Source organism: Echinicola shivajiensis, from assembly GCF_018642165.1.
In the GTDB taxonomy this organism is placed as follows: domain Bacteria; phylum Bacteroidota; class Bacteroidia; order Cytophagales; family Cyclobacteriaceae; genus Echinicola; species Echinicola shivajiensis.
The window spans coordinates 372,438-389,953 of the sequence record NZ_JAHHZM010000001.1; the positions used below are offsets into that span (position 1 = coordinate 372,438).

Consider the following 17,516-nt stretch of genomic DNA (forward strand, 5'->3'; position numbering starts at 1 on the left):
TTCACAAAGATAAATTATACTAGTCAAAATACACTAACCTCATTTTTCCACCGCTTTACTTTCTGAAAATGATGTAGATTTAATGTTAAACATTTGCGTATTTAATCCTATAAAAATATTATCCTTTACTTTTTCTTTTTCTTTCTCTTCTAAGTTTGTCTTAGTTAAAAAATTTTCAACAATTTTCCTTTCAATTCGAATTGATTTATATTCAAACAATGGGTTTATTGGCTTATCTTTCACAAAAATGATCAGTTTAACATTACTCCTTAATCTCTCCCCGATCAACTCCCACCAAACCTTATCAGTATCACCAATTGAAGAACCATAAATACATATTAAATTAGCTGAATTAATTTGATTTTCAACAAAACTATCTCTAGTGTGACGAAGGACTTTATTACAATTTCTTTTTACAAGAGACTCTAATACATCTGTATTATTATGAAATGATTTGTTTTGAATTTGTGATATGTCATTTACACCCAGTATCATTCTTCTATCAGTATAGCCATGAATATGTTCAACTCCACTCAATGTTGACCTTCCTCCGTTTTGATGCGTAGTGATTTGAATATTACTATATTTTTCACCTATTATTTTCTCAACAACTCTAGTATAATTAAAAGTAACTATTGAAACTCTGGAGTTCTTATAATTATTTCTAAAGGCTTTTAGCTTATTTTTATCAGCTTGTAAAAGAGATTCTTCAGGATATGCTAAATAATTACAAAACTTTTCTCTATCCAATATCGAAACATCTAACTTCTCTTCTTGATAACACAAATACTCTCCAAGGTTTCCTAAAAGATCTTCTATTAATTCATCATATTCATCTTGGCTGTTTATTTTTTCGGTGTATTTACCAAAAGCTAATTCTAAATCAGACCAGTTTTCAAGATCACCTGAAATTTCATCTTTCAGCTTCTTAACAACTTCACTTTTTGAATTAGTAGATTGATAGTATTCGTAAAAATCTTTGTAACCAGTTTTCATCCCGAGGCTCAAATCAAAACCATTTCCAAGGAGATAAACAATCTTCATTAACCTTTATATTAAAAGATGGAATAAATATTAATTAGAATTCTAAAATAGTATTTTTCCACACTACTAAAAATCGCCTAATTTAATTTCTTTCAACCTTAATAACATTAGGCCTTTGTTTAAGAATCGGGCAATGCCAATAAGCTCTGATATAACTTATATCTGCCTATTAATTTTTTATAATAAATTTAAGAAATTATATTACTTTAATTTATCTCAAAATAGAGGTTCTAAAAAGCATATCCAAACCCCACTCCAGCAAAAAGTGGCCAAAAACCATCTCCGTTAAAAATAGGCGTCAAATTCACTCTCCAGGTAAACCCCTCCTCATCTGGAATTCTTCTGTATCCAAAATTCATGGTTCCCATTACTGAAGGTGTCTCTCCCATATCCAAAATGAATTCATAATATTTATCGGGGTTCCCATTATTTACCGTCCCCGGATAGGAGTAATTATATTTGTCCTTATAATTGACCAAAGTAGCCCCAGCACCAAACTCAAAATAATGCTTTCTTTTACCAAAAATCTTGGTAATCTGCACCGGAATGGAAAGAAAGGACTCATCTGACAAGGCATAAGCTCCTACACCTGCCCGAAGCCCCCAAGAATCTACCCGGCTTTTATCAAAACGGGTATCATAATTGAAGGAATACACCAATCCCGCCCCTCCTATTTCCACAAATACTGCCTGGGTTGGCTTCTTCTCATCCTGTGCCAGCAAACTAGCTGACACCAACATTCCCATAAAAAGTATCAATGCTATTTTTCTCATTATCGCAAAATTAGAATGCATAACCAAAACCTAAACCTGCCCATAGTGGCCAAAAACCCTCATGGTTAAAAGCAGGAACCAAATTGGCACTAAACAAAAAACCTCCATCCTCTGGCACCTTCCTATAACCAAAATTCAAAGTTCCCATAAAAGCCGGCGTATCACCACTATCCAATATCCAAGAATAGTTCTTTTGGGTATGTTCTTCAGAGATATAGTAGGATTCATTGGTCTGGGGATTTTGGTAATAATTGGTATGGGTAACTTTATTCCTAAAATAAATCAATGTAGTCCCTGCCCCAATTTCAAAAAAATGTTGCTTACTTCCCAACAACCTATTTACTTGTACCGGTGCTGTTAGCAATGTTTTTCCATTTAATGAAAACCCACCCGCACCAACTCTCATTCCCCAGGAATTTATATTTTCCTGATCAAACCTAAAATCATAATTAAAGGTATAAGCCAGTCCAGCTCCCCCCAATTCTAAAAATACTGCTTTCGTAACTGGTTTTTCTAGACTTTGAGCATAATTAAAGGAAAAAATCAGCAGCGCCACTGCCAAACAAAAATACTTCTTCATAGTAAAATAATTTAATGATTTGGCAAAACTACATATTTCCTTAAAACTAAAAAACTAAGGAATTACAATTCATACAGTCCTTCATTTTAGCCATTATGAAACTATAGAACAAGTAGGGCTTACCAAGAAACATTATGATTTTCTCCCTATATACAAGTATTATTTTCCTTCATCAGCGAAGTGATTTAAACTCTGAGCCTTCTTTCCAAGCAGGCCAAACTTCCTGGGTATCAATCATCCTCCCAACTTGATATAGCAGTTCAGCATCTTCTACTGCTCCCTCCAGATTCCACCTGTCACTATCATATTCATCAGATTGCTTATGGTAGTATTTGACTGTATATTCATCACTTAAGGCCTTTCCTGCCTCTTTTCCCTGCCCAACCAAGTCTATCCCAGTATCAGTATAAAGTGCCGGCACACCCACTTTAGCAAAATTGAAATGGTCCGATCTAAAATAATATCCTGCTGCTGGATTCGGCTCAGAACTGATATAGCGTCCCTGATTATCCGCAGCGACTTGAAGCAAATCTTCAAGGTCTGACTGCCCTTCTCCTACGACCACAATATCTTTCATCTTTCCATAGGGATTAATTCCATCAATATTAATATTGGCCAAAGTCTTTGAAATAGGATAAACAGGATGTTCGGTATAATAGGCAGAACCAAGCAAGCCTTGCTCCTCTGCTGTTACTGCCAAAAACAATATGCTGCGGTTTGTCTTTTCCCCTTTGGCAAAAGCTTTTGCAATTTCCAATAAAGCGGCCGTTCCACTGGCATTATCCAAGGCACCATTAAAAATACTATCGCCTTCAGCATCAGGCTTCCCAACACCAATATGATCCCAATGGGCAGTATAAATGACATATTCCTCAGGCTTGGCAGTACCTGCTAGTTTTGCAATTACATTTTTTGAATCGTTGTGCCTAACACTTATTTTCAATCCAGTACTTGCCTTTATACCCAAAGGAAAACTTTCAAAGCCTGGCTTTCTCGCCTTCGCTAGCAACTCACCACTTTTATAACCTGCCATCTCAAAGAGTTTGCTGGCCGCAGGCATGCTTACCCAACCTTCAAAATCCAGCTGGTGGCTGTCTTCCTTTGGATTCAAATAAAGTTGTGGGCTATTCCAACTATTTTGAAGCACATTAAATCCATAACCAGCAGGTATGGTATTATGCACTACCAAACACCCCAATGCTCCTTGTCTCTTCGCTTCTTCAAACTTATAGGTCCACCGACCATAGTAGGTCATCGTATTGCCTTTAAAGAAACTTTCATCATCGGTTCCAAAGCCTGGGTCATTGACCAAAACCACTGCGATTTTCCCTTGCATATCAAAGCCCTCGTAGTCATTCCAATTATATTCAGGGGCCACAATACCAAAACCTGCAAACACAAATTCTGCCTGATCAACTTCTATGAAATCCACTTGCTTTTGGGTAGATATTACATAATCCCGTAGACCCTGAAAAGTAATTGACTTGCCTTCCCCTTCTAATTTCATAGTGGAATCGGCCATACTTGTGATCTCCACCAAAGGCACATCCTGAAAATAACTTTCCCCATTCCCTGGACTCAAGCCCATGGCCTTAAATTCACTTTCCAAATAGTCCAAAGTTTTCACTTCTCCTGAAGTAAATGGCATTCTCCCCCTAAATTCATCGGAGGACAAAGTGCTTATATGTTTTTGGAGAGCAATAGCTGTAATATCGGCTTCAGCATTATTCTCTTCAGAACTTGGCTCACAAGCTAAAAAAAGCACAAAAACTATTAAGCAGAATAGAGAGCCTAAATTTTTCATCTTCATAGGATTAGTGGTTTATTATATTTACAAAATAGTAAATAATAGGCAATTAATTTCCTCTCTAAAAATTGAGTCCTGCATTCCATTTTATAGGATAATCATGAAAAACAGTTTAGCTTTAACTTTTTATTTTAGACTGATATGATGAAAAAACTACTTCCTATACTATTATCCATTTGCGTTGTCCTAGTGATAGTCTATATGCTGGGTCCAAAGGAATCCTACTCTGAACTAAAGGGGGAATACCCATCAGTGCCAACTGACCTGCAGAAATTAGAAAGTTTTATCCGTGCGAAGGAAGATACAGTCAAAGGCCTTAAACCGAATAATGAGGCAAGAATAGTTTGGGCTGACAGTTTGAACAAACAAAAGACTGCTTACTCCATTGTTTATATTCACGGGTTTGGAGCAAGCCAGATGGAAGGTGCTCCTGTTCACCAAAAAATAGCTGAGCATTTCGGTGCCAATCTGTATTTGGCCAGACTTCCTGAACACGGCATAAAAAGAGATAACGCTTTTGAATATCTGACAGCAGAAAAACTTGCTGATGGAGCTCGGGAAGCCTTTATGATCGGAAAAAGTCTTGGGGACAAGGTGATTATTATTGGCACTTCCATGGGAGGAGCATTGACTAGTCTTCTGGCCTCGGAAAGGGATGACATCCACTCTATTTTACTTTATTCGCCTTGCTTCAGAGATTACGGTAATCAACTGGAGGCATTTTTCAGCCCTTGGCAGGGATGGCTATTCCAGGAATTCGCTACCAATGAAAATCATGTGATATTAAATCCCAGAGAAGGGAAAAAGGCAAAATACTGGGCTGAAGAATATCATATCAATTCTTATAGGAGTTTGGCCAAATTGATTTATAGTAAGATGGATAAAAGCACTTATGAAAAAATCGATGAACCCCTATTTTTAGGCTATTATTATAAGGATGAAGAAAACCAGGATCGAGTAGTTTCTGTGCCGGCCATGTTGGAGATGTACAAAGAAGTAAAAACTCCTGAGAACCTAAAAGTAAAACAGTCCTTCCCTGAAGCTGGAGACCATGTCATTGCTTCCTATATCACTTCAAAACAATGGGAAGATGTACTCAGTGCTAGTATCGATTTTCTAGAGAACACACTAGAGGTTCCTGTACCTGAAACCATACAAGTTGAAATGCAGCCTTAAAATCCTCTGTCATGACTTTTCTATCCATCAAACAGCCCACCTTGGTACTAGATGAAACCATCTGCAGGAATAATCTATCCAAGATGGCTGAAAAGGCCAAAAAGCATCAGCTAAATCTTGTCCCCCATTTTAAAACCCACCAATCCCTAAAGGTAGGCGAATGGTGCCGAGACTATGGGATCAAAGAAATCACTGTTTCCTCCCTGAAAATGGCCCAATATTTTGCCCAGCAACATTGGGACAATATACATATTGCCTTTCCCTTTAACCCACTCCAGACAGCTGAACTTAACCAATTGGCCAAAAACCAGTCTGTATCTGTTCAGCTGGTAAATGAAGAAGTAAGCAATATATTAGCAGAAAAGCTGGATCAACCGCTTGGCTATTTTATTGAGATTGATGCTGGCTATGGTCGCACTGGAGTGGAAGTAAGCGACTTTGGTTTGATAGAAAAAATTATGCGAGCAGCCCGTAAAAACAAAAAGTTGTTTTTCAAGGGTTTTTATATACATGCTGGCCATAGTTATCATGCAGATCTGGATGGAATAAAACATATCCATAAACAAACTAAGGCTGCCCTTAAAATGCTAAAGGATAAATATCACAGTGAATTCCCCAATCTACTTACCCGTTCTGGAGATACCCCATGCTGTTCCATCATGGATGACTTCAAAGGAATTGATGAAATAGGACCTGGCAATTTTATCTTCTATGACCTTACCCAAGAGAAAATAGGAAGCTGTTCAAAAGCCGACATTGCAGTTGCTCTGGCTGTACCTGTAGTGGATATTCAATGGGAGAAAAAAGAGATACTAATACATGGAGGAGGTGTCCATTTGGCCAAGGATGTTCTGATCAATGCTGATGGATCTAACAATTTCGGGGAGGTGGTCCTATTCAAGGATCAACATTGGAAGCTTCAGGAACACAAATCCTATATTAAAAGCATTTCTCAGGAACATGGGATTATTAAAGCTTCAGAACAACTTATTCGAGACATAAAAGTAGGCGACCTGATCGGGATTTTACCCGTACACAGTTGTATGACCGCAGACTGCATGGGGGCCTATATAAGCACCAAGGGAGAAATAATTGATCACCTGGAAGGCCAGCCACAAAATTAAGCCTCTCAATAAAGTCTAAACAACTTTAAAGAGAGGCCTAAATCAATATTCAATCCAACTAACTAATTGTTTTCTTAATTGCTTCCAGCTGGCCCAGGGTAACCTGGGTTTTGTGGAGTTAGATTTGGATTATTCTGCATCTCAGGAATTGGAAGCGGGAACAAATAATGTTTTTCCTGTAAAGGCTGGTCTGAACTTAAGTTCACGTGTCCTGCAAAGTCATCAAAACCTTTAGTGGTTTCATTGAATACTTTACGCAGACGAACCATGTCAAACCAGGTAATACCTTCATAACAGAATTCATACCATCTTTCTCTCCAAACAGCTTCACGGAAACTTACTTGATCAAAGGTTCCCATAGCCGGAGTGGCCAATTCAGCTCTATCTCTTATGCTCTTCAAAGCATTGTAAGCCTCCATATTAGGTCCGCTACCTACTTCATTTTGGGCCTCAGCATAGATCAACAGCACCTCTGCATAACGTAGCATTGGAACATTAAGATTATCTTTTGCTGTTCCTGCAACACCTGGGCTACCGTTTGCAGTAATATTGAAGTGTTTAAATATATATGGTGCACCCAAATCAAACGCTTCCCCATTACCATTGGTGTAGTAAGAAGTATAGAAATAGCCCTCCTGGTCTCTTGTACGCTTGTCTCCAGCTTCATAGGAATCATAGAATGAGCGTGTAGGCACGGTACTTCCTGTTCCTGATGGCCCACGATAAGAAACCGGCTTAAAGTTAGGGAACATATTACCCATTGGGTTTCCAGCTACTAGATCATTATACTGAATACTGAAAATATGCTCTTTCATATTGCCTAAGCTTTCATCATGAACTTCATAGTAGGTATCGAAAAGTCCGATTTCCCCAGGACTGTCAATGATCTCTTTCGCTTTGCTTGCCGCCAATTGATAATATTCACTGCCCTTGTTCAAAGGATAACCTGCCATAGTCAAATAAACTTTTGCAAGCAAACCTTTGGCTGCGGAGGTAGAAATTCTACCACTTGAATTCAACCAACCCAATCCGGCGGTTTCAGCAAACTTCAAATCCTCAACAATTTGAGCGTAAACATTTTCCTGGGTTTCACGAATAGGAAAAAAGTTCTCAGAATTGGCTGTCTGTGGCATAAGGATCAAAGGAACATCTCCCCAAAGCCTTACAGCATAGAAATAAGCCCAAGCCCTGAAGAACCTGGCTTCACCCAGAATTTTGGTTTTCTGTGCCTCATCCATAGGAGTGATTCCTGGGACCTTATCTAAAACCAAGTTAGCCTGAGCAATCAACTGGTAAATTCCTCTCCACCAGTTTTTCACATGGCCAGTGTTACCATCCCAAGTAAGGGAATAAAGGTTATTCAAATCTGAGTTCTGAGCAGTTTCAGTGGTGGAAGTCCCTGTTGGCGCTTCCAATAATTGCCAGTTGGACGAGAAAATACCCGCTCCATTACCGTAAAACCTGGAATTATCATAAACTGCAGCAATGGCTGCCTCCGCGTGATCTGGTATAGTATAGAAACTCTCCGGTGTCAAGTTTGAAGGATCTTCTTCATCCAGAAAGCCTGAACAACCACTGCCCATCACGAACATACTGCCTAGAAGAACTGTATATATATATTTTTTCATGGTTATTTTCATGGTGATTATTTTTATTATGTTATTAATAAAATTACAGCTGAATTTGTAGCCCTAATAAAAATACAGTAGGCTTAGGATATTCATGCCATTTCATCCCTTGTGAGAAAACGTTATTGCTGTCGTTTCCTCTAATTGGGGTGATTTCAGGATCACCAATCACTTCATCATCAACTATCAAGAAGAAGTTTTGGGTTGAAGCATACAATCTTAGGTTGCTCAAACGTAAACGGTCAATCAATCCTTTTTGGAAATTATAACCCACTACAAGGTTTCTACCACGGATAAATGAACCATTTTGAACCCAGTGAGAATCCACATTGGTAACATAACCAGCACGGGTATCCCTAACCTGAGCAATCATTGTATTTTGATTTTCTGGAGTCCAAGCATTCAATACTGTAGTATAACTGTTCGCTAGGGATTGACGGTCTTCACTAGAGTGAAGGTTCATATCCATAATGTCGTTTCCGTACATGTATTGCAGATCAAGTGTCAGATCAAAGTTTCCGAACCTTACATTATTGATGAAAGATCCCCAACCATCAGGACTACCGTTACCGATAATCTTTCTATCCGCATCTGTAATCGCCTTATCACCATTTACATCTTCATACTTGATATCCCCAGGAAGAATGGTCAAACCATTTCTATAACTGGTATATTCAGCAGCTTCAGCAGCCTCATCTGTTCCCCAAACTCCTAGTCTGGTCAAGCCCCAAAAGGCTCCAGCAGGCTCACCTACTCTAATGATACTGGTTTCGTTGGTAATACCCGGACCACCTACACCAAATATATCAGCTGGAGTAGCCAATGAAAGCACTTTATTTCTGTTGAAGGAAATATTGAAACTGGTACTCCAAGAGAAATTAGGCCTGTCAATATTGATGGTGTTAAGAGAAAGCTCAAGACCTTTGTTTTCCATAGAACCTACATTACGTCTGATGGTAGCATAACCACTGGTTTGTGGCACTGGAGCATCCAAAAGCATATCTGTAGTCTTTCTGTAGTACATATCTGCCTCGAATGAAATCCTGCCTTTGTAAAGTTCTATTTCCAAGCCTAAATCATATTGGCTGGTTTTCTCCCATTTCAAATCCGGGTTAGCCAAACGGTTGATTCCAGTTCCACCTACTCTTGAATCATTCAAGATTGCTGCATAACCTGATCCAAGTAGTGAAAGGGATGAATATGGAGGAATCTCCGAGTTACCTGTAAGACCGTAACTAGTTCTAAGTTTAAGATTAGAAATCACCTTATGATCTTTTAGGAATTCCTCATCTGATATTCTCCAAGCCAATGCTGCTGAAGGGAAGAATGCGTATTTGTTATTGTCACCAAACTTAGATGAACCATCCATTCTACCGGTAAAAGTGAATAGGTATTTGTTCATCAAGGTATAGTTGAATCTACCAAAGTAGGAATTCAAGGCTTCTCTTCTGGCATTTGAACCTACCCCAAGGTTATTACTACCTGCTCCGATATTATTGTAAGAGAAGAAATCGGTAGCAAAAGTACGGGCTTCCATATTCATGTTAAAATCATTCGATTCTTGCCATGATATCCCCAACATTCCTGTGAAAGAATGGATTTCAGAAAAAGTCTTTCTATAAGTCAGGTAGTTTTCAAAGGACCAGAAAGTTTCTCTTGAATTGGCTAGCCAAGCTCTACCCTGAGAACCAATTTGTATGGTTCTGCCTTCATACCTATCAGTTTCTCTTGTAATCACATTTGAGCCCAATACAGTTCTGAATTCCAAGTCCTTTGCTAAGTTGACATTTGCAAAGACACTTCCCAATAAGGTCTGGGTATTCAATATATATTTTCTCTCCATCAAATTGTGAACAGAACTCATTGTTCCCTCTGCATATGGATAGTCCCTGTTGTCTGCATAGGTTCCATCTTCATAGTACACTGGCAAGAAAGGGAAATCTTCCACCATTCTTCTCGGAACCTGATCACTATAGTCTACATTGTTTTCAGATTGATAGTTATAGCTAATGGACGTACCTACAGTCAACCAGTCCTTTACTTTTGTGTCTACAGTCAACCTACCGGAATACCTGGTCAAGAAGGAATTAATATAAAGTCCTTCATCATTTCTATAGCCCAAAGAAAGAGAGTAGGTTGTACGATCACTCCCACCACTAAAGTTTAATTGATGGTTTTGTGAAAGTTTGCTTTGAGTAGATTCTTTGATCCAATCAGTATCGTAATAAGGATTACCGTTACTGTCAAAAATCCTTGGATCAGTTCTTTTCAATGCAGGATTAAGATAAGCCCATTTTCCTGCAGCCCAACCTTCTGGATCAAATTTCGCCATATTTTCCCAGGCAAGTTGTTCAACTTCCATATACTGTTGGGTGTTCAGGACATCTGGTTTATTTGGACCATAAGTGTTGGTGCTAAACTCAGCATTATAGGTGATTTTACCTTCACCGGACTTGCCTTTTTTAGTAGTGATCAAAATCACACCATTCGCACCTCTAGCTCCATAAATCGCAGTAGATGAAGCGTCTTTAAGCACTTCCACTGAGACAATGTCACTTGGGTTAATATAATCAATGGCATTACTTCTTTGGTCCTGATTCCCTACAGGCAATTGAACCCCGTCAACCACAAATAATGGATTGTTTGAAGAGTTGATTGAACTAAAACCACGTACACGAATATTGGTCTTTCCTCCTGGACGACCAGAGTTCACGTTAACCTGAACACCTGGAATTCTACCTGCAATTGCTTGGTTAATGGAAGTGGCTGGTCTTTCCAATAGCTCTTCACCAGAAACTGAACCAACTGAACCTGTCAAATCTGATCTTTTCTGGGTACCATACCCTACTACTACCACTTCATCCAAATCAGATAGGTTTTCCTTCAGGACAACACTCACTGCTCTCCTATTCCCAACTTCTACAACCTGGTCTTCATATCCAATAAAGGAAAATATCAATACTCCACCCTCAGGGACGTCAAGAGTGAAATTTCCATCTATATCAGTTACTGTTCCAACCGTTGTCCCTTGAATCACTACGGTTACACCAGGAAGTGGCTCTCCCTTTTGATCTGTAACAGTTCCTGAAACCTCAGCAAGAATATTTTGCTTGGTCACTAATTTTTTTGAACCATTATCATCCTTAAGAACATCTATACTATTATTGACCTGTCTAAATCTCAGATCTGATTGTTCAGAAACCTGAATCAAAAGACTCTCTACTGACCCTGAGTTTTGGTCGAGAACAACAAGGCTATTGGTATCAATTTCTTTGCTATCATATAAAAAGTTATATGATGTTTGACTTTCAATGGCCGAAAAAAACTGATCGAGTGTAACCGATTCTTTATCAATTTTTACCCAAACCTTATCGATAGGTTTGTACTGGCCATTAACACTAGTTGCAGAAACCAGGTTAATCACCAATAGTTGGATGATAAATATATACAAGAAGTACCTTGACAACATATATATTGTCTTTTGTAAGTTTAATTTCATATTTTTGGAGGGTTTATTGAAATTTTCATTAAACTAGGTCTTAAGGGGCATCCTATTCCCCAATAGATTTATACACCCTTCAGACCGCTAACAAGCGCCAACTGATATAATCAGTTGGCTTTTTTTAAGAGTCATTGAAATAGATCATATTTTCATGGTTAAAATTTTAATACTACGTTCCTATTATTCAGTTGATATGTAAAGTCCTCTATATTGGACATACTCTTTAAGACATTTTCAAGTGTCTGATTTTCAAACTTTCCCTTGAATTGCCAATCCTGTCCCGGGCCTCCTACAATTTCAAACTCAACTCCATACCATTTTTGGAGTTTCCTGATTACTTGATGAAAAGATGAATTATTGAAAATCAACTTTCCCGACTTCCAACCCAACTCTGTATCATGATCAAAACTTCTGATTTTGGCCTGATGAGAATCTTTTTTATAATCTAGCGCAAATCCAGGCCTCAAGAAATAAGCAAGACTGTCATTTTGAGGTTGAACTGACACTTTTCCTGTAACCAATGCCACTTTTACTTTTCCTGGAATATTATTATTGATATTAAAAGAAGTCCCCAAAGCAGTGGTCAAAAGATCATCGGATAATACCTGAAATGGTTTTTCGGCATTTTCTGATACTTCAAAAAAGCCTTCTCCTTTTAATTCAACCAATCTTACCGTAGAATCAAAACTTTCAGGATATCTCAAACTACTTCCTGAATTTAACCAAACAATAGTTTGATCAGGAAGCTTAAAACTTAATTTCTCTCCTTCATTTATGGATTTTGTTAGCCACTTAGTAGTTTCCTTAACTTTATCATCAGAGTTATGCGCATTGAACATTTCAAAAAGAAAAGCAAATAAAACCCCCAAGACTAAGACAGCAGCAATTTTTGCAAATTGCCATTTATGAAACCAACTATGTTCAGAACTTGAAGTCTTTCTCGAAAACTCTATAATATCCGACCTTTCATTTTCCCTAAGCAAATTGGCAAAAACCTCTTCCCTTAGCTCCCCTGATGGAAGTTTAGAAGGAAATTGAAGCCCCAAAATCAATTCCCTGGCAAGCATTACGTCCTTTATCCTATCAGGATTGGCATCCATCCACTTTCTCCAAAAAACATCAAGGTCTCGATTGGGATATTTTACCCATTTGATAAATTCTAAATCTTCTAAAAGCTCAGATGCTTTGCTCATTATTATTCCAATTTTCTCTATTAAGTAAAGGAAAAAACAAGCAAAACAACGCCAAAAAAAATTACTTTTTTTTCAACTATTCAAAACCAACATTCTACACAAACCCATAAAAACAAAATAAACCGTAATTAAAACGGGATATTTATCAAAAAAAATACTGGAATAAAACCTGCAAAATCTCTAAGACATTTCAATGCTTTATAAATTAGGTCCCTTGCAGATTTTGAATCACATAATTCCATGAGTTCAGCAACCTGCTGGTAGGACATCCCTTCGTAAAAAACGTAATATATTGCCTCTCGCTTTCTTGGGCTAAGTTTTCCGATTGCATCATTTATCAATCGGGTCTTTTCTAAATCTATTTGCTTATTAATAATCGTCTGTTCGTGGGAAAAAGTAATTGAGAAACTATCCTGAATGGCCAAATCTTCCCTTTGGCTTTCCCATGCCTTAAATTCCTTATATATTTTTCTTTTAAGGCATTTAAAAAGATAAAACTTAATGCAATCAGTATTGCCTAAGCCATTGCAATTCTTTTTCAAATCAAAAAACACATCTTGAATAGCATCCTTTACTAAATCCTCATTGTCTTTTATTCTGATGCCGTAACTGAACAAACTATTGAAATATTTTTTGTAAATACTCAAAAATGCAGCGTTGCTTCCATTTTTAAATGCCTGCCATAACTCAAAGTCGCTTGGATATGACATCAAAACATCGTTAGAAGAAACATTTTTCCCCTGAACTGGAACAGCATTAGTTTGTTGGTTTTTCATTAGGGTATGGGTCTATTGTTAATTAAATAAAAGAATATTTCCTTTTATTTAAAACTCTATCCCATTAAATAAAGGCTACTTTTACCCAAACAATTACAACATACTCAGCTAAAACCATTTAGACCATACTCAAACAAAAAAATACGAAGCTTTCAAAAGTTCAATCCAGACGAATAAAACACGCAATAATCATATTAAAGCACACTATAATCCTACAAAGAAACAATCTCAATTAGTTCGTTTTTCAGTTAACTTAACCATAATATTCTTTGAGAAATTTTAAAAAATTTGGCATAAAAAAAACTATGAAATAGTATTCCATAGCTTTAGTCAATTAACAATAAACCCAAAATAACCTGCTGTAGGAGAAGGACTCGAACCTCCACGGAGTAGTTAGGCAAAACACGAGCTCGATATTTGCTTTATTCCAGATTCTCCACCCTCGAGACAGGAGGGCTTGTCTGCCAATTTCAACATCCTACAGTATAGACGAAAAGACCTTTTATCTCTTCCTTATGATACAAAGTTAATGTAACCCTCGTTATAATCAAATTATTTCAATAAATAAATTAAAAAATTACACATAAATTAACAAAATAGCTTTTTCAATACAAAAACAATAATTTAAGACATAAGTTAGACTTTCTGATTGATAAAATTTTAATCGTCCAATCTTAAGCAAAAAAAAGGCCGTTTTCACGGCCTTAGTGCTATTGATAGCCCAGAGTCTTCATCATGTTATCAGTCGTTTGTTCTTCCGCAAAAAGTTTATGTGTTATAGTCCCATCCTTATTTCGATCAATAAGGACATGCTTTGGAGCTGGAATCAAACAGTGTTGTATACCGCCATAACCACCAAGTGATTCTTGGTAAGCACCTGTATGAAAGAAACCAATATACTGAGGTTTTTTATCGACTTTTTTAGGCAAATAAATATTATACTGGTGAGCTTCTGAATTATAATAATCCATACTATCGCAAGTCAATCCTCCAAGGTTGATATTATGGTATTCTTCATTCCAGTTATTCACCGCCAGCATGATATATTTCTGGTTTAGCCCCCAACTATCCGGTAGCTGGGTAATAAATGAACCATCAATCATATACCAAAGCTCTTTATCATTTTGAAGTTTCTCTTCTAAAACAGAATATAAAACCGCTCCGCTCTCCCCTACTGTATAGCTACCGAACTCTGTAAATATATTTGGCTCAACGGTATTATTTTTTGCACACATCCACTTGATGTTTTTAATGATCTGATCAGCCATATACTGGTAATCATAATCAAAAAACACGTTTGTTTTGATGGGCCATCCTCCACCAATATCCATAGTATCCAATTCTGGGCAAATCGCTTTAAGATCCACATATTTCTGGATAAACCTTGTCAACTCAGACCAATAATAGGCTGTATCCCTGATCCCTGAATTGATAAAGAAATGGAGCATTTTCAAGCTCACATTAGGATTATCTTTAATTTTCTTTTCATAAAGATCAATGATATCCTTATACCTTACTCCAAGTCTGGATGTGTAAAAGCCAAACTTAGGCTCCTCATCAGCTGCAATTCTTATCCCTACCTTAAATGGAACTTTTACATGCTCCAAGTAATAATCAATTTCAGAAAGATTATCCAATACCGGAATACAATTCACAAATCCATCATTCAGCAATCCAGCTATATACTCCTTATAAAGCTCCCTTTTGAAACCATTACAAACTATATAGGTTTCCTTGGTTATTTTACCTCTCTCGTATAGATTCCTCACCAATGGTATATCAAAAGTTGAAGAAGTTTCAATATGAATATCATTTTTAAGGGCTTCATCCAAAACAAAGCTGAAATGAGAAGACTTGGTACAATAACAATAAGTATACTTTCCATGATAATCATGGGCCTGCATGGCATTGCTAAAGTAAGTTTTAGCATTTTGAATACTCTCACTGATCTTGGGAAGATAGGTCAATTTCAAAGGGGTCCCATATGTTTCTATTATATCCATGAGATCCACACCATTGAATAAAAGTTGATTTTCCTCTACCTTAAATTCTTTGGTAGGGAAATCAAACGTCTGCTGAATTAAATCAATGTATTTGTTCATTGAGCATTAATATAGTTAATGACATATAGACTCGAAAATTGCATTAATAATAATTCAAATCAAATCGATTTTTTTTAAAGGACTGAAATATAGCCACTAAAACTACACCTATGAATATTTTCACAACCACTTATATTCATAAGCCTCTGATTCACAAAGAACCAAACGCCTATAAAAGTAGCCACAATTTGAAAAACCCTACCACAACCTGATCTTAAATTCCCCAAAATGGGGAGGAGAAGCACACAAAACCACATCGACAGGCTTAAATATTTCAGCTCCAGAATAATACAATTATTTTACAAAATAGCACCATTAACCCCCAATATCATTAGTAAGTGAAATTATGGAACCATAATTGTAAAATTAGACAGAAAACTCAAACTACTCATGATAGAAAAACTTTACAAAACTTAATTTACATTGATTTTTTCATTGATCTACCCCTACCAAAGGCCCAAAACGGGCAAAATAACCAATATGTACAGAAGAAATGGGATAAAGTGTAGAGAGATTCCACACTTTTTAACCTATCACATGATGATTTCCATCTAAATACGTGAAAAACAACAGTTGGAATCAATATTGTATCAGAATCACTACTGAAACAAACAGACATTCATTTAACATTGACAAGACCATTCATTACATTATGAATTATAACATACTTAAAACATTCAAAACTTGGGCTATCATCCCTATCATTGCCTTAACATCAGGAATTTGTATTTCATGTAACACTGAAGGGAAAGAGATAGAAGATGAACTGCTTTCACTATCCGTACTACCATTGGAAAAGGATACAGCAGTGGTAAACTTCGAATATCTTGGCTCTATTGAGGGGAAAGTAAATGTGGAAATCCGTCCTCAGATAGAAGGTTTATTAGATCAAATCCATGTTGATGAAGGCGATTACGTAGAAAAAGGACAATTGCTTTTCACTGTAAATGCCAGCCCATATATGGAAAGTCTTAAAAACGCCCATGCTGCTGTTGAAGTAGAAGAGGCAAAATTAGAAAATGCTAAAATAGAATTGGAAAGATTGAAGCCGTTAGTAGATCATGACGTCATTTCAGAAGTCCAGTTAAGAACAGCCCAATCAGACTTAGAAGTAGCTAAAGCTTCTTTGGCACAGTCCAAAGCCCTGGAGGCCACCTCTAGACTAAATGTAGGTTTTACTAAAATCAAAGCCCCTGTAAGCGGATATATTGGAAGAATCCCGAAAAGAGTAGGGAACCTGGTTACTAAAAATGACACCCAGCCTGTCACCAATCTATCAGACATTAGCGAGGTATATGTTTATTTTTCCATGAGTGAATCCAATTACCTTAAATATAAAAGGATGCGCGCCGACAGCACCTCTGACTATTATTTGAAACCAGAGGTCAAACTGATATTGGCAGATGGTAGCACCTATGAACACAAGGGACAGATTGATGCAGATGGAGGTGAAATAGACCCATCTACAGGAACCATCACCATGCGTGCAAGCTTTAAAAACCCTGATAGATTGGTCAGAAGTGGTAACACCGGAAAAGTCATATTAGAACAAGTACATTCTGATGTATTTTTGATTCCACAAAATGCTACCTATCAGGTACAGAACAAAACTTTTGTATACCTACTTCAGAACGACAATACCGTTAAAATGAAGGAAATTTTCCCAAGTGGAAAATCTGGAAAAAGCTTTATTGTCAAAGGAAACGGTCTCAGCGAAGATCAAACCATCGTGCTATCAGGCATCAGCAAAATTAGCAACGGAATGAAAATTCTTCCTGAACGCGATAAGAGGCTAGCCCAAAACTAATTTC

Annotated in this window: 12 protein-coding genes; 3 read left to right on the forward strand and 9 right to left on the reverse strand. The window is 37.2% G+C overall.

Annotated features, from left to right (window positions below):
- Window positions 1-39 precede the first annotated feature (39 nt).
- From KMW37_RS01460 to KMW37_RS01475, 4 genes are all read right to left on the reverse strand, one after another.
- Window positions 40-1,044, reverse strand: a complete 1,005-nt coding sequence (locus KMW37_RS01460; protein WP_215222824.1) for an AbiH family protein — start codon at window positions 1,042-1,044, stop codon at window positions 40-42.
- 230 nt (window positions 1,045-1,274) lie between these two features.
- On the reverse strand, window positions 1,275-1,817 hold the full coding sequence (locus tag KMW37_RS01465; RefSeq protein WP_215222825.1) for a hypothetical protein: 543 nt from the start codon (window positions 1,815-1,817) through the stop codon (window positions 1,275-1,277).
- Window positions 1,818-1,827: 10 nt separating this feature from the next.
- A complete protein-coding gene (locus tag KMW37_RS01470) occupies window positions 1,828-2,397 on the reverse strand; it encodes a hypothetical protein (RefSeq protein WP_246581283.1) in 570 nt (189 codons plus the stop codon).
- Between the two features lie 172 nt (window positions 2,398-2,569).
- On the reverse strand, window positions 2,570-4,207 hold the full coding sequence (locus KMW37_RS01475) for a M28 family metallopeptidase (RefSeq protein ID WP_246581284.1): 1,638 nt from the start codon (window positions 4,205-4,207) through the stop codon (window positions 2,570-2,572).
- A 138-nt stretch (window positions 4,208-4,345) separates the two neighbouring features.
- Here KMW37_RS01475 and KMW37_RS01480 point away from each other — a divergent pair, with 138 nt between their 5' ends.
- Window positions 4,346-5,380, forward strand: a complete 1,035-nt coding sequence (locus KMW37_RS01480) for an alpha/beta hydrolase (protein WP_215222826.1) — start codon at window positions 4,346-4,348, stop codon at window positions 5,378-5,380.
- An 11-nt stretch (window positions 5,381-5,391) separates the two neighbouring features.
- Entirely contained in the window at window positions 5,392-6,504 is a 1,113-nt protein-coding gene (locus KMW37_RS01485) for an alanine racemase (RefSeq protein WP_215222827.1), read from the forward strand.
- A gap of 74 nt (window positions 6,505-6,578) precedes the next feature.
- Here KMW37_RS01485 and KMW37_RS01490 read toward each other — a convergent pair whose 3' ends face one another.
- The 5 genes from KMW37_RS01490 to KMW37_RS01510 form a co-directional block, all read right to left on the reverse strand.
- Complete coding sequence (locus KMW37_RS01490; protein ID WP_394369585.1) at window positions 6,579-8,132, reverse strand: RagB/SusD family nutrient uptake outer membrane protein; 1,554 nt, start codon at window positions 8,130-8,132, stop codon at window positions 6,579-6,581.
- A 43-nt stretch (window positions 8,133-8,175) separates the two neighbouring features.
- Window positions 8,176-11,631 (reverse strand): SusC/RagA family TonB-linked outer membrane protein, encoded by a 3,456-nt coding sequence (locus tag KMW37_RS01495; RefSeq protein WP_246581285.1) that lies wholly within the window; start codon window positions 11,629-11,631, stop codon window positions 8,176-8,178.
- Between the two features lie 158 nt (window positions 11,632-11,789).
- Window positions 11,790-12,827, reverse strand: a complete 1,038-nt coding sequence (locus tag KMW37_RS01500; RefSeq protein WP_215222829.1) for a FecR family protein — start codon at window positions 12,825-12,827, stop codon at window positions 11,790-11,792.
- 128 nt (window positions 12,828-12,955) lie between these two features.
- Window positions 12,956-13,603 (reverse strand): RNA polymerase sigma factor, encoded by a 648-nt coding sequence (locus KMW37_RS01505; RefSeq protein ID WP_215222830.1) that lies wholly within the window; start codon window positions 13,601-13,603, stop codon window positions 12,956-12,958.
- Window positions 13,604-14,313: 710 nt separating this feature from the next.
- The gene (locus KMW37_RS01510) at window positions 14,314-15,705 is read right to left on the reverse strand and encodes an arginine decarboxylase (RefSeq protein ID WP_215222831.1); all 1,392 of its coding nucleotides are present in this window, start codon (window positions 15,703-15,705) and stop codon (window positions 14,314-14,316) included.
- A 652-nt stretch (window positions 15,706-16,357) separates the two neighbouring features.
- Between KMW37_RS01510 and KMW37_RS01515 the strand changes: the two genes are divergently transcribed.
- Entirely contained in the window at window positions 16,358-17,512 is a 1,155-nt protein-coding gene (locus KMW37_RS01515; RefSeq protein WP_215222832.1) for an efflux RND transporter periplasmic adaptor subunit, read from the forward strand.
- Window positions 17,513-17,516: the final 4 nt, after the last annotated feature.

Excerpts from the sequence above, each read along its gene's own strand:
- KMW37_RS01510 (WP_215222831.1), bottom strand. The coding sequence starts at position 15,705 with ATGAACAAATACATTGATTTAATTCAGCAGACGTTTGATTTCCCTACC.
- KMW37_RS01475 (WP_246581284.1), bottom strand. The coding sequence starts at position 4,207 with ATGAAGATGAAAAATTTAGGCTCTCTATTCTGCTTAATAGTTTTTGTG.
- KMW37_RS01465 (WP_215222825.1), bottom strand. The coding sequence starts at position 1,817 with ATGAGAAAAATAGCATTGATACTTTTTATGGGAATGTTGGTGTCAGCT.
- KMW37_RS01515 (WP_215222832.1), top strand. The coding sequence starts at position 16,358 with ATGAATTATAACATACTTAAAACATTCAAAACTTGGGCTATCATCCCT.
- KMW37_RS01495 (WP_246581285.1), bottom strand. The coding sequence starts at position 11,631 with ATGAAATTAAACTTACAAAAGACAATATATATGTTGTCAAGGTACTTC.
- KMW37_RS01485 (WP_215222827.1), top strand. The coding sequence starts at position 5,392 with ATGACTTTTCTATCCATCAAACAGCCCACCTTGGTACTAGATGAAACC.
- KMW37_RS01500 (WP_215222829.1), bottom strand. The coding sequence starts at position 12,827 with ATGAGCAAAGCATCTGAGCTTTTAGAAGATTTAGAATTTATCAAATGG.
- KMW37_RS01470 (WP_246581283.1), bottom strand. The coding sequence starts at position 2,397 with ATGAAGAAGTATTTTTGTTTGGCAGTGGCGCTGCTGATTTTTTCCTTT.
- KMW37_RS01505 (WP_215222830.1), bottom strand. The coding sequence starts at position 13,603 with ATGAAAAACCAACAAACTAATGCTGTTCCAGTTCAGGGGAAAAATGTT.
- KMW37_RS01490 (WP_394369585.1), bottom strand. The coding sequence starts at position 8,132 with ATGAAAAAATATATATATACAGTTCTTCTAGGCAGTATGTTCGTGATG.
- KMW37_RS01460 (WP_215222824.1), bottom strand. The coding sequence starts at position 1,044 with ATGAAGATTGTTTATCTCCTTGGAAATGGTTTTGATTTGAGCCTCGGG.
- KMW37_RS01480 (WP_215222826.1), top strand. The coding sequence starts at position 4,346 with ATGATGAAAAAACTACTTCCTATACTATTATCCATTTGCGTTGTCCTA.